At 46.9% G+C, this 14,307-nt stretch carries 8 protein-coding genes; 6 read left to right on the top strand and 2 right to left on the bottom strand.

Translation table 11 applies throughout. From position 1 onward, the window contains the following. Positions 1 to 287: 287 nt before the first annotated feature. The 6 genes from ACHKAR_RS16245 to ACHKAR_RS16220 all read left to right on the top strand — a co-directional run bounded on the left by ACHKAR_RS16245 (position 288) and on the right by ACHKAR_RS16220 (position 12,703). Positions 288 to 3,419 carry a SusC/RagA family TonB-linked outer membrane protein gene (locus ACHKAR_RS16245; RefSeq protein ID WP_395418459.1) on the top strand — a complete coding sequence of 1,044 codons (3,132 nt, stop codon included), beginning with the start codon at positions 288 to 290 and terminating at the stop codon, positions 3,417 to 3,419. Positions 3,420 to 3,438: 19 nt separating this feature from the next. Beyond that, positions 3,439 to 4,971, top strand: a complete 1,533-nt coding sequence (locus ACHKAR_RS16240; RefSeq protein WP_159583083.1) for a RagB/SusD family nutrient uptake outer membrane protein — start codon at positions 3,439 to 3,441, stop codon at positions 4,969 to 4,971. A 63-nt stretch (positions 4,972 to 5,034) separates the two neighbouring features. Further along, positions 5,035 to 6,315: a PKD domain-containing protein gene (locus ACHKAR_RS16235; RefSeq protein WP_395418458.1), complete on the top strand. Its 1,281-nt coding sequence runs from the start codon at positions 5,035 to 5,037 to the stop codon at positions 6,313 to 6,315. 120 nt (positions 6,316 to 6,435) lie between these two features. Beyond that, positions 6,436 to 8,787 carry a glycoside hydrolase family 3 N-terminal domain-containing protein gene (locus tag ACHKAR_RS16230; protein ID WP_395418456.1) on the top strand — a complete coding sequence of 784 codons (2,352 nt, stop codon included), beginning with the start codon at positions 6,436 to 6,438 and terminating at the stop codon, positions 8,785 to 8,787. A gap of 31 nt (positions 8,788 to 8,818) precedes the next feature. Next, positions 8,819 to 9,673, top strand: a complete 855-nt coding sequence (locus tag ACHKAR_RS16225; RefSeq protein ID WP_395418454.1) for a PKD domain-containing protein — start codon at positions 8,819 to 8,821, stop codon at positions 9,671 to 9,673. 540 nt (positions 9,674 to 10,213) lie between these two features. Further along, entirely contained in the window at positions 10,214 to 12,703 is a 2,490-nt protein-coding gene (locus ACHKAR_RS16220; protein ID WP_395418452.1) for a carbohydrate-binding protein, read from the top strand. Positions 12,704 to 12,791: 88 nt separating this feature from the next. On the opposite strand, the gene ACHKAR_RS16215 is transcribed toward ACHKAR_RS16220, so the two are convergent. Next, complete coding sequence (locus tag ACHKAR_RS16215; RefSeq protein WP_395418450.1) at positions 12,792 to 13,508, bottom strand: hypothetical protein; 717 nt, start codon at positions 13,506 to 13,508, stop codon at positions 12,792 to 12,794. An 87-nt stretch (positions 13,509 to 13,595) separates the two neighbouring features. Continuing rightward, positions 13,596 to 14,300, bottom strand: coding sequence for a hypothetical protein (locus ACHKAR_RS16210; protein WP_395418448.1), 705 nt, complete (start codon positions 14,298 to 14,300; stop codon positions 13,596 to 13,598). Positions 14,301 to 14,307 lie beyond the last annotated feature (7 nt).

The following is a 14,307-nucleotide window of genomic DNA, read 5'->3' as shown; positions in this document are numbered from 1 at the left end:
CCAATATTGTATTATTTCAATATGACATTTAACAATATTCTCTGTGTAAGGGCTTATAAATTGCCAATTTTCCTCATTTTTTGAAATTATAAATTACTGATATATAATCATTTATATGAAATGAAGTATTTATGACGAGGCATTGGAAAAGGTGAAGTAATCAAAGCGAAGGATGAAAATGAATATCACTAAATGAGGATTATATATTTGGTATTGAGGATTTTCTGATTATCCGAGGATTATTTTGAATTTCCATCAATTAACCATTACTAATAAACCGTATTAATATGAGATTGAAAATTTTACACATGTTTAAGAGCACCAACCGGCTCTTACTCGTACTAGGCCTTTCGGTACTCAGTAGCATGGCATATGCTCAGGATATTCGAGTGACCGGTACTGTGACGGACGTTGAGACCAAAGAGGGTCTACCTGGTGTGACCGTTTTGGAACGAGGTACATCTAATGGTACAATTACAGATGCTGAAGGTAATTATACCCTCACATTACCTACAGAATATGCAACCTTGGTTTACTCCTTCGTGGGGTTCACCACTCAGGAAATTTCCCTGGCTGGGCAGACCAGAATTGATGTGGCACTTGAGATGGACATCCAGTCGCTTGAGGAAGTAGTAGTAGTAGGCTACGGAGCTCAAAAGAAAAGCGTGGTGACTGGTGCCATTTCCAGTGTAAAGGCTTCGGACCTGGAGACCTTGCCTGTGAACAATATCAGTCAGTCGCTTCAGGGCCGTGTCTCTGGTGTGACTATTGCAGCCAATAGTGGTCAGCCAGGTGAAGGATCTACTATTCGCATAAGGGGGATAACCACTCTCAATAACAACGACCCGTTGTGGGTAGTGGATGGAGTAGTGGTTGACAATGGCGGTATTAACTACCTAAATCAATCGGATATTGCCTCTGTGGAAGTATTGAAAGATGCGGCCTCACAGGCAATATACGGAGCCAGAGCGGCAGCCGGTGTGATTCTGGTGACTACCAAAAGCGGTAAGTCAGGCAGAATGAACATCGACTACAATGGCTACTATGGAGTTTCTGGCCCAGCCAGAAAACTGAATCTGCTGAACGCTACTGAGTATGCTACACTAAGAAATGAGGCACTACTCGCTGATGGAAAAGCTCCTCGCTTTGCAGATCCTGCATCTTACGGAGAGGGCACAGACTGGCAAGAGGAAATTTTTAACAACGGAGCTAAGCGCCAAAACCATGAGTTAAGCTTGAGTGGAGGCAATGAGAACTCCACATTTTATTTCTCTTTTGGCCATTTGGAGCAAGAAGGGATCGTATCAACAGAAATTTCGAAATACAAACGAACCAACCTAAGATTAAACTCAACTCATAATCTTAAGAAGTGGTTGACTGTAGGAGAGAACATCGGCTATGCGCACAATGAGTCCATAGGTCTGGGTAACACCAATAGTGAGTTTGGCGGACCCCTGAGTTCAGCCATCAACCTGGATCCCATTACGCCAGTGGTCATTACTGATCCCACTGTGGCAGGTGCACCTCCATACTCCAACAACCCGGTGGTGAGAGATGCACAGGGCAGACCATATGGCATCTCGGATATCGTGCAGCAGGAAATGCTCAACCCTTTGGCATATGCACAGACGCGTTTGGGAAATCATGGCTATGCTGATAATATTATTGGAAACGTATTTGCAGAAATCAAGCCGATTGACGGATTGACGTTAAGATCCACCATGGGTGCAAAAATGGCATTTTATGGTAACAGGGACTTTACGCCGGTTTATTACCTAAGTGCTACCAATCAGAACCTTGACAAGGCCAGAATAAGTGGAGGTTTGAACAGAAGACTTGACTGGAACGTAGAAAATACAATTAGTTACACCAAATCTCTTGGCGGCCACAACTTTACAGTACTGGTGGGTCAAGGAGCCTATAAGGATAACATGACTTATAGTTTTGGGGTAACCAAAGCCAATATCCCGGTAGATAATTACGATGATGCATCTTTTATTTACAACGTAACTACCGACGATATCACGGCAAGTGCTGGTGAGGGTGTGATTCACACTGTTTCTTCGCTTTTCACCAGATTGAATTACAATTTTGATGAGAAGTACCTATTCACAGCAGTGGTAAGGAGAGACGGATCATCCAGGTTCGGGGCGAACAACAAGTACGGAGTATTTCCCTCAGCGTCCATAGGCTGGGTCACTTCCAATGAAGGTTTCTGGCAAAGAAACCAGATTATCAACTTCCTGAAAGTACGTGGAGGATATGGTGTGGTAGGTAACGACAACCTTGGGGATTTCAGGTTCCTTTCTACCATCGGTTCGGGTCGTAACTATACTTTTGGGAATGGAGATGCCTCTGTAAATGGGTACAGCCCGGATGCGCCGGCCAACCCAGACCTTAGATGGGAGCAGACCAGTCAGTTAAACATTGGTTTTGAGTCTACACTATTCAACGATTTCACGTTGAATGCGGACTGGTATAGAAAAGAGACTACTGATATCCTGAGAACCAAGCCCATTCCGAGGTACACTGGTGTCATTGGTAACCCATATGCCAACATCGGAGACATGGAAAACATGGGTGTGGAAATAGAACTGGGCTACAGAAAAAGTCTTGGTGATGTCAACCTAAACGTGAGCGCTAATGCTTCTTACGTAGAGAATAAGGTGACCAACCTGGGTGATGTGGAGTTTTACAACACCACAAGTGTGCAGAACATGGGTGCCATGGCGAGAATGGCTGTGGGTCAACCGATCAACTCATTTTTTGGATATGAGCGTCTGGGTATTTTCCAGACCCAAAGTGAGATTGACGCCTATGTAAATGACGAAGGAGGGCTTATTCAACCGGATGCTCAGCCTGGAGATTTTAAATGGGCCGACCGTGACGGAAGTGGCGACATAGATCCTGAGGATCGTACTTTTTTGGGTAGCCCAATTCCGGATTGGACATACGGTGTGAACATCAAATTGGACTACAAAGGTTTCGATCTGCTGGTGTTTGGTCAGGGAGTACAGGGGAACCAGATTTTTCAGGGACTCAGAAGGTTGGATATTAATGCCGCCAATTATCAGACGGCAGCATTGGGCCGATGGACAGGTCCGGGCACGTCCAATGACTTCCCAAGACTCACAGACGATGATCCTAATAAGAATTTCCAATATGCATCGGATTTCTATATCGAAAACGGTTCATATTTCCGCCTGAAGGTTGTTCAGTTGGGGTATTCACTCCCTCAGTCATTGCTGGACAACATCAAGGTGCGTAAGGCCAGATTTTACGTGATGGCTGAGAATCTATTCACATTCACTGAGTACACCGGTTACGATCCGGAAATCGGTGGAGGTTCTTTTGGAATTGACCGTGGGATCTACCCGCAAGCCCGCTCTTTCATGGTAGGTCTAAATGTTGGATTTTAAGTAGTAAAAGGATACAATTATGAAAACAAAATATATCAATATATCGATTCTTTTAGGCGCCATGCACCTGTTTGCAGGATGCTCTGACAGTTTCGTGAATGTAGAGCCTAAGGGAACTGCACTCGAAGAGAATTACTATAGAAATGCTGAGGAAGCGTTCAATGGAGTAGTTGCAGCCTACGATCCACTTGGCTGGACGAACGGCTTTGTGGTGAAGACTGGTTGTCTGAATGCCGCCTCGGATGATTTCTTCGCTGGAGGTGGTGGTCCCACTGATATCAACGCCATGCAGGTTTGGGATGACTATTCCCTTGATCCGGTTACCGGCCCACAGGGTGAATTTTGGAACCGAAACTATTCTGGAATTTTCAGATCAAATATTCTGATCCAAAAGCTTCCGGATATCGAGATGTCTCAGGCACTCAAGGATCGCTACATGGGTGAGGTGCTTTTTCTCCGTGCCTATTACTATTTTGACATGGTTAGGTTGTTTGAGCGCTTTCCATTGATCACGGCTCCCATCCCAACTTCCGAAATATTCGAAGTAGAGTCTTCAGACAGGGCTGCCGTTTTTGCGCTCATAGAGGAAGATTTGACAGAGGCGATTGATCTCCTGCCTGGTACGATCTCCGGAATGGAAGAAGCAGGTCGTGCTACACGAGGCGCTGCTTTGGCACTTCTGGGCAAAGTATATCTTCAGCAGGATAAATTTGGACCTGCTGCCACAGAGTTGGCTAAAGTCAACGGTACACCTGGTGGGGCCAATGAGTTTGGTTATGACCTGGTGGATAACTATGCTGATCTTTTTACCCTGGACAATGAATTCAACTCTGAGTCCATTTTTGAAATCAGCCATAACTCTACCTCACAGGGAAACTGGGGCTGTATAGCCTGTACCGAAGGAAACCCCATGAGCATCATGGTGGCACCTCGGGGTTATGTGATCAATGACCCTTCTCAGGCACCAACATACGTGTCTGGATGGAGTTTCAATACGGTAACTCAGAGCTTGGTAGATGCTTTTGTGCAGGGAAGTGTGTACGACCCACGATATGCTACCACAATCACAAATATCGATAGCCTGGAGCAATTGGGGATAGTTTCTTATACCCACGCTCATGAAAATACCGGCTACTTCCTGGCCAAGTTTGCAGGTAAAGAAGAGGAGAAAACAGCCGACGGAACAGTGCCTTTCGAAATCAACTTTGGCACCAATGAATATGAAATCAGACTGGCTGATACCTACTTATTGGAGGCAGAAGCACTAGTAAGAGGCGGAGGAAACGTGGCCCGTGCACAGCTGCTACTGGATGCTGTAAGAGCCAGGGTAGGTCTGACACCTGTGCCTGCCACTTTCGAAAACATCGTTGCTGAGAGACGTCTCGAGCTTGCGGGAGAAGGCCACAGATGGTTTGATCTGGTGAGATGGGGCATGGCTGCTGAGAAGCTGGGGCCCCGTGGATATGAGGATGGGAAGCATGATGCCTTGCCTATTCCACAGTCTGAGTTGGACTTTTCAGGCACTAAACTAGAGCAGGATCCAGCTTACTAAAAAATACAGAGCACAGCCCGGCGCCAGCCGGGCTCAGTTTCACAATCTTAAAGAGAATAGTTTATGAAAATTATACGATCAATATTATACTCAGGAGTGCTGGTGATGTTGCTGACAAGCTGCTTTCCTGAAGACGAAGATTTGAGCTTGGGTGAAATCGTAGAGGCTGCATTCACCATCACGGACATCTCTACATCGGAGATGCGAAATACCTACCTGCTCGAGAGTAGCTCAGAAGGAGCATTTATTTATAAATGGGATTTGGGCAATGGTACTGTAATCACAGGAAGCAAGACAGATACCGCTTTTTTTGAAAGTAAAGGAGTCTATACCGTCAGCCTGACTGTGGTGAGTGCCGGAGGTCAGTCGACCACCGAGCAGCAGGTGACTGTGGAGGCGGATGCTTCCACCGGGGTGAATGTGCTCCTGGGTAGTGAGATGGACGACGAGAGTGCCTGGACTTTTACCTCCACAGGAAGTACTATGACTTCCTACACGTTTAGTGACGGCAAGTTGATTCTCTCCAATGGAACTGAGGTGGCCCAAACCAATATTGCGGTTTGGCAGGAAGTTGAGCTCACAGGAGGAACTGACTATCAGTTTTCGGCATCAGCTTCCGGGTCAGGGATGACCAACTCCTGGGTGGAGGTTTTACTTCTGGATGAAGAGCCTCAGGAAGGAGTGGATCCAAGTGCCACACCAATTGCCGGACTCAATACCTGGACAGGCTGTGGTGGCGATGCCTTCGATGGTAAATTACCAGCTATTTCCTGCATAGGCGATGGAAAGGTGAGTGTTGCCGAGGATGGTACTTATTATCTGCTGATAAAAGTAGGTAGCTGGGACGGAAACCTCGGAACCACCGGGTTGATATTGGATGATGTCGTCTTGGTTGGCCTTGATACTACCCCACTTGTGGAGGGAGATAATATCCTTGTGGGGAGTAACATGGAGGATGAAAATGTATGGACTGTGACTAACGTAGGGCTGACCCTCACCACTGTTGAGTTTGTGGATGGTGTGATGAAGTTTACCAACGGTTCTGAACCGGCACAGACCAACGTTGGGGTGTGGCAAGCTGTGGATGTAGAAGCGGGGCAGAAATACCGGCTCAAAGCCACGGTAGTTGATCCCGGAGCTACTGGTTCCTGGATAGAGTTTTATGTACATACCACAGAGCCTTCTGATGGAACCGATTATACACAGGGGCGAATTGAAATTGGCGGGGACACCTCTTTTGAAGAAGCAGGTACCGTGTACTTCCTGATAAAGGTAGGAAGCTGGGATGGTAACCTTGGATCGGGAGTGACCATAGATGATACACAGCTCGTGGAGCTCAACTAACAGGTATTACTGGTGGTGCCCGATGTGTTTGGCACCACCATATTTTCAAATTAATTCGAATAAGGCGTTGCACCAGTTGCAAAGATGAAAGGTGTGTAAACACAGAAAACTCATTGTATAATGTTTAGAAAGTATTTATTGATTGTGGTGGTATTCTCAGGAATACTGAGCTGTGAGAATCCTGACAGCAGATTGATGGAGGCCTCGTTTTTGACACGGCCTACACCAAAAATAGAAGCGCTTTTGGCTAAAATGACCCTTGAGGAGAAAGTAGGCCAGATGGCTCAGGTGACCCTGGATGTGATCACCAAAGGAGAAAGTGTATATGTCAGTAATGAGCCACTGGAACTAGATATAACATTGGTTAAGGAAGCCATACTAGACCATAAGGTAGGTTCTATACTCAATACTGCAAATAACCGTGCACGTACTCCGGAACAATGGAATGCCATAGTCTCTGAAATACAAGACATTGCGGTAAACCAATCGAGACTTGGTATTCCGGTTATTTACGGAATTGACGCCATCCACGGAACAACCTACACAGCAGGAGCTACTTTTGTTCCACAGCAGATTGGACTGGCTGCCACCTGGAACAGAGACCTGGTGAGACGGGGGGCAGAGATCACTGCATACGAAACACGTGCTTCAGGGATTCCCTGGAATTTTTCGCCGGTTCTGGATTTGGGGCGTGACCCTCGTTTTCCGAGGATGTGGGAAACATTCGGTGAAGACACCTACCTCGCCTCAGAGATGGGCAAACAGATGATTAAGGGATACGAGGGCCAAAAGAATGATGTCTCCAAGCCTACCAAGGTGGCTTCCACCTTAAAGCATTTTCTTGGGTACTCGGTACCATATACCGGTAAAGACCGAACACCGGCACATATTTCTGAAATGGAACTTCGTGAGCGACACCTGCCAACGTTCCAGGCTGCGGTAGAGGCTGGGGCTCATTCAGTAATGATCAACTCCGGGATCATCAATGGTATTCCGGTGCATGCCAATAGGGAGATTATCACCAACCTTTTAAAGGGTGAACTGGGCTTCAAGGGTGTAGTAGTGACCGATTGGAAAGACATTGACAACCTCCACTTTCGTGATAAGGTGGCTGCCACCCGAAAGGAAGCGGTGAAAATGGCTATTAATGCGGGTATTGACATGTCTATGATCCCTTATGATTACGATTTTTGTACCTATCTGGTAGAGCTGGTGAAAGAGGGAGAAGTGAGCATGGAGCGTATTGATGACGCTGTGCGCCGAATTCTCACACTCAAAGATGAGCTGGGGCTGTTTGAACAACCAGTAACGAGCCTTGCGGATTATCCGAATTTTGGGAGCAAAGACTTTGAACTTGCTGCGTATGATGTGGCATCTGAGGCCATTACCCTCCTGAAAAATGACGGAATTCTTCCGTTGAGAAAAGGCTCCAAAATTTTGGTAACGGGACCAAACGCTCATTCCATGCGAACGCTCAATGGTGGCTGGTCTTACTCCTGGCAAGGAGAAAAAGTAGAAGAATTTGCAGGGAGCTATCATACCATTCTGGAGGCCATACAATCACAAGCCGGAGCTTCCAATGTAGAGTTTGTGGAAGGTGTGGCTTATAATCATGAGGGGAAGTATTGGGAGGACGAAGTAAAAGATCTGGATGCGGTGATTGCCGCTGCGAAAAGGGCGGATTATGTAGTGCTCTGTCTGGGAGAGAATAGCTATACTGAAAAACCCGGCGACTTACATGACCTGAGCCTTTCTGCCAACCAGCTGAACCTGGCCAAAGCCGCAGCCTCTGCGGGTAAGCCTGTCATTCTGGTGCTGAATGAAGGTCGGCCCAGACTGATCAGTAGTATCGAACACCAGATGCAGGGAGTGTTGCAAACCTACCTTCCTGGCAACTATGGTGGCGATGCTCTGGCCGCTGTGCTTTTCGGCGAAGTGAACCCAAGTGGCAAGCTGCCCTATACCTATCCCATGTTTGGAAATACCCTGGTTACCTATGATCACAAGCCGTCAGAGGAGCAGAATAAGATGGAAGGAATGTATGATTACGAGTCTGACTTTGCGGTGCAATACCCATTTGGGTTTGGGCTGAGCTATACGGAGTTTGATTACAGCGACATGGAGTTTTCACGGGGGTCAATCGACCCGGACGAAACACTTAGTATTTCGGTCTCCGTCACCAATGTGGGCAATGTGGAGGGCAAAGAAGTGGTGCAGCTCTACATCTCGGATCTGTTTGCATCCGTCACGCCAGATGTAAAGCGTTTGCGTGGATTTGAGAAGATTTCGCTCAAACCAGGTGAGACCACCAGGGTTTCATTTGAGATCAGTGCCCGGGATGTGGCCTTTGTGGCCAGGGACTTGTCCTGGACCGTAGAGGCGGGAGAGTATGAAGTGAATATTGGGGAGCTTAAAAGCCGCTTTTCCATTACCGAAAGCAAGACATTCAACCAGGTAAAAAAGATTTTATAAACGTACCAAGATCAACTTAAACCTTATAAACATGAGAATTTTTTTCAAGAATTTTAGAATTTTGAGTGCTGCTTTACTGGTGGCACTGGTGACCGTATCGTGTACTGAGGATGAAGAGCCCATTGCTCCACCTAGTGCGAGCTTCAGCTTTGAAGTAGATGCGACAAATCCCCTTTCTGTAACTTTTACCAATACCACCCTGGAGGGAGAGACTTTTGCCTGGGACTTTGGTGATGGTGCAGGCACCTCAGCTGAGGAGAATCCTACCTACACCTATTCGGCAGGGGGTACCTATTCGGTAAAATTAACTGCGACCAATGAAGGAGGATCCAATGAGGCTACCAAAGAAGTGACAGTAAAAGACGCAGAGCCTCAAAACCAAATTAAAAATGGCACATTCGATGATGATTCTGAGTGGACTTTGCAGCAGTTTAATGTGAATGCGAATGCCGATATATCCATAGCTTCCGGGGTTCTGACTATTGGTGAAGTTAATCCGGACGCCGGATGGGGTGGAGAAGCTCATGGCGGTGCATGGCAGGCTGTTACAGTGGAGGCAGGCACCTATGGCTTTGACCTGGATATCACTACCGATGCTGCAGATGAGTTCTGGGCTGAAGTTTGGGTAGGAGATACTGAGCCGGTAGCAGATCAAGATTACAATGCCGAGGTTGGCGCTACTGTGGTTTTGGCAGTAAATACCTGGGATTGTGGCGATGCACAGGCGACCTATTCGGGATCTTTGAGAGATAACAACTGTGGTAGTAGTGATGGTACCATCACACTCACTGCCGGAACATATTACGTAGCGATCAGAGCAGGGGGGATTACATTCCCCGCTGGAGGGGTGGTCATAGACAATGTTTCTATGTTCGCTGAAGATTAATTGACCATTTAGTAGGAAGGTGGGAACTCTACCGGAGTTTCTGCCTTCCTTTTTGTTATCACTTTCCTGATTCAACAGGGCCCAAAACTCAGTGACCATGTAGGTGTGAGAGTAGCACTTCCCTACGAATGTGAGAAGTATGTAGATGAGAAGTGAAGTTGGAGAATATAAAATCAACCTAAAAGATGTATCGTGGAAAACTCAATTCTACAAATGATCAATTCAAGGAGAGTAGTGCGCCATGCATTGCTGAACCTCCTGATTGTCCGACCCATCCACTCTGGCACCTAACAAAATACTGGCTTACTAAAAAGAAAGAATCTTATGATTTACATACTTCTTCATATCTAATTGAATCAGGCCAGCGGCGGTAAACGGGATTTTCTGCTCAATGTCTGATTCTCAATAATAATTATCTATCACCATTAATCATCATTGAATGATGAACCCTAAATCGTCATGAAATCAGGCACAGGGAATTGATGAGAGTTGCTGCTCTGCCTGATTCTTATTCCAACCATTCAACCAACCAAAAAAACCATGAAATATATTTCTAACCTACCAAATGAAAAAAGAGGCTCTATCCCGGAAGGGATCGGGCTTCGTAAGCTCGGGTTTCTTATAATCGCCATTTTGATGATCATCACCCAAAGTTCTGTCTTCGGCCAAAGCTGCTGGCTGGAGGCTTCGGGCACCCAAATAGTCAACGCTGAAACCAACCAGCCGGTAATCCTACGCGCTGTGGGCCTGGGCAACTGGGCGCTTCAGGAGGGTTATATGCTCAACCCTCAAGGGTGTACGGGCTGCCCTGGCACCCAGTGGCAGATGAAACTGCAATATTTAAATGAAGGTCAATCCATGGCTCAGGTGGAGGCTTTTTATCAAAGCTGGCGGGACAATTTCATTACCAAGGCAGACATTGACTATATCGCCTCGCTGGGATTCAATAGTGTGCGTCTGCCAATGCATTATGAGCTGTTTTTGTCGAGTGCCCAGCGTGCCGTGCGAAACAATGTGATCACCGACCTCAATTTTGGTCATGATACCTACAAGAATTCGCTTCAAAGTTGGCATGATAATGATCAACTGTTCAATGACCCTAACCTGGAAGGCTACCGTGTGATCGACAACCTGCTGAGCTGGTGTGCCGATAACGGCATGTACGTGATTTTGGATCTGCATGCGGCTCCAGGTGGACAGGGTTCGGATAAGAACATTGCGGATGTCTTTCATGACAATAACCTCTGGCAGTTTCCGGTCTTTCAGGATGTGACCAACAGGCTTTGGGACAGGATCTCCGCGCGTTACATCAACGAGCCTCGCATCGCATTTTACGACCTCATCAATGAGCCTAATAATGTACCCGGAGGCGGACAGGCCATTCATGCCTTGCTGCAGCGGCTGATTACCACCATTCGTGATAATGGTGATAACCACATGATCATGGTGGAAGGTAATGGCTGGGGAAATAACTACGATTACCTGGAGCCGTTTACCTTTTCGCCCAATTGGGGGTTGGTCTATAATGCGCATCGGTACTGGATAGATCCTGCGGATGATTGGGTGTCTGACTCTAATCCGAATCAGATCAACCGAATGGCCAACCTGGTGGCTTTCAGAAACAATCACCAAGTGCCGGTATGGATTGGGGAGACTGGTGAGAATACCAATGAATGGTTGAGTCAAAATATAGACAAACTGGATCAGGAAGGCATCGGCTGGTGCCACTGGACCTACAAAAGGCATGATGTGGGAGCCAATGCGGCTTTGATGCGAATAGGGGGCAGTTACCCGACAGACGGTGCCTCAGCCATGGCTGGCGTACTCGAAAGCATCAAATTCCAAAACTGTATCCCCAATACCAATACCATTGCTGCGGTTACTCAGGATCTGCCTGCCCCCTGGACAAGCGGTTGTACCGGCGGATCCACGCCTCCACCTGGTGGATGTACCGGATCATTTCAGAGTATCAGCGCAGCCATTCAGGCAGAGGCCTATTGCGATATGTCCGGTATCCAGACAGAGACTACCTCCGATACAGGTGGTGGTCAGAATGTAGGCTGGACGGACGCCGGAGACTGGCTGGGCTATCGGGTGGACATCCCCACTTCAGGCGATTATACGGTGGAGTATCGTGTAGCCAGTCAGAATGGTGGTGGATCCCTCCAGCTGGAGGAACTCGGAGGAGGAGCTTCTTATGGTACCAAAGCAGTCTCTGCGACAGGTGGGTGGCAGACCTGGCAGACCATTTCACATACGGTGACATTACCAGCAGGTCAGCAGGAACTTGGCTTGAGTATTCTGGTTGGTGGTTTCAATCTCAACTGGTTTAAGATTACCCCAGTGGCAAATGGCGCACCCACCGGACAGACCATCTGGCTACGTGGTAGCAACAATCAGTATGTGTCTTCTGAGAATGGCCAGAACCCGATGATGTGTAACCGGGGGTCAGTAGGTGGCTGGGAGCAGTTTACCGTCGTAGGTCTTCCAGATGGCAAGGTAGCCTTGCGGGGCACCAATAATCTGTACGTGTCCTCTATGAATGGCGCCGCTGCCATGCTTTGCGACCGACCATCCGTAGGTGGCTGGGAAGCTTTTGAGTGGGTATCCCTTGGTGGAAATGCCGTGGCTTTGAAAGGATTCAATGGTCAATATGTGTCTTCTGAAAATGGTGCCTCAGGGATGATGTGCAACAGAGCGACCATTGGTGGCTGGGAAACCTTCACCTGGGGGAGTGTTTCAGGCTCGCGAATGGCTGAAGAGTCTAATGGATTGGAAGCCCTAGAGGAATCCTTCCTGATCTACCCCAACCCAGCAGTTGATCTTTTCAAAATAGACCTGCGAAACCTTGATTTTCATCAAGGGGTGATGAAGGTAACTGATCTGTCCGGAAAAGTGATTTTGACAGAGGAGCTCGTAAAAGAAGTTACAGAAATTGGTCTTTCCCCAGGAATGAAAGCTGGGGTCTACGTGATTACTGTAGAAAGCGGAGACCAGAAGATAAGCCGGAGAATGCTCATTGAGAGATAATCTGGCTGGTTGTTATACTTCGTATTTTTGTTTTAGGGGAGAAGGGGTCATTGACCCCTTTTCTTTTTTTGAGATGGTCGCCGTCCTCCTAGCCGTTGGTCTTTCCAAAGTATACGGTGATCAATTGTCCACTTGTCGCCCTGAGTTCGCCAACAAAATGATCAGGGCTGGACTCAAGAAGTTTAAAAGAAAGTCCGGCGCTCTCCGCTGCGTCTGAGTAGATTGACAATTGGGTGGCACTGCCAAACCATTGTCCTGTGAAAAAGTCTTCGGTTGATCCTACACACTTTGTGTTGTTTCGAAAATCCATGTCAAAATTTTTATAAAATTGATATTGATCATCGTTGAAACAGTCGTCATACTGAACCCATTGCTCATTTTGCAATATGAATTTTGGGGACCAAACCTTGCCACCAACACTGCTTAAATTGCTGTACCAGTTTTCTGTCAGAATTGTTGTGAATTCATTCAAGCCCTCCTGAATGACCACAGAAGTTGTTTGATGAATCCAATTGGAGGCACTTCCTTTTTGTATATCCAAATAGTATATCTGACCGGGGGAGAGATTCTTTAACTGCAGGTACCCTGCGGTGTTGGTCAGGCCGGCAGTTACTGATGAAGTTTCATTTTGAAAGGCGGTCAGAGATTCATAAAGGTAGACTTCAGCGGTGGTAACCTTATTGCCCTGTGCGTCTTCAACGGTTATGATCAATTCAGCGGCGGACATTAACTCTCCTTCATTGCAGGCGGTCAATGAGGCCATCAGGTATAGAAATACGAATGGTTTAATCGCTTGAAGTGTCATGGTATTCCATTAAAGGTATTCCATTTAATGCCATGCTGTTCAAATTTAACCCCAATATTTTCTCCGACAGTTCAGTCGAACTTCACATCAGATACCCATTTTTTCAAACCTGACCAGTAAAAGCTCGCCGCCATTAATTCTCAGTTCGCCTAAAAAATAAGCAGGGTCGGACTCCACCAGTTTGAAGGATAGTCCTGTGTCACCTTCAAGATCAGAATAAATGGTTACCTGATTGGCCGTGCCAAACCACTCTCCTGTGTAAAAATCCGGGTCGGAGGCGCTGCACTTGGTGTGATTGCGGTAAGACATCTTGAGGTTTTTCTTAAACAGATACTGATCATCGTTGAAACAGTCATTGTATATGTACCAGACATCATCTATGAATACATATTTTGGAGACCAGGAAATTCCGCCAGCATTGCTCAGGTTGCTGTACCAGTTTTCTGAGATGACCGTTGAGAAGGTATTCATGCCTTCTTCTATGTAAGGAGAAGTAATCTGACTGATCCAGTTGGTTGCATTCACTCGCCTAACATCAATATAGTACGTCTGTTTTGGTTTAAGCCCATAAAATGTGATCGCACCGGTAGCATCGGTAAGACCGTTGGCAATCGGGGACTCCTGATCCAGGAAACTCGCCAAAGACAAATAAACATTAACCTCAGAGTTTGAAGCGCCATTACCCTCAGCATCAAGTACCGCAATCTCCAGTTGGGTATTGGGGGCCGGCTCTTCTTTATCGCAACCCGACAATATGCCCATGGCAAGAAGAATGATTAGAAATCGCTTCATGTTGGAG

This window comes from Marinoscillum luteum (assembly GCF_044005705.1).
GTDB lineage: Bacteria > Bacteroidota > Bacteroidia > Cytophagales > Cyclobacteriaceae > Marinoscillum > Marinoscillum luteum.
This window is presented reverse-complemented; position numbering and strand designations above follow the sequence as displayed.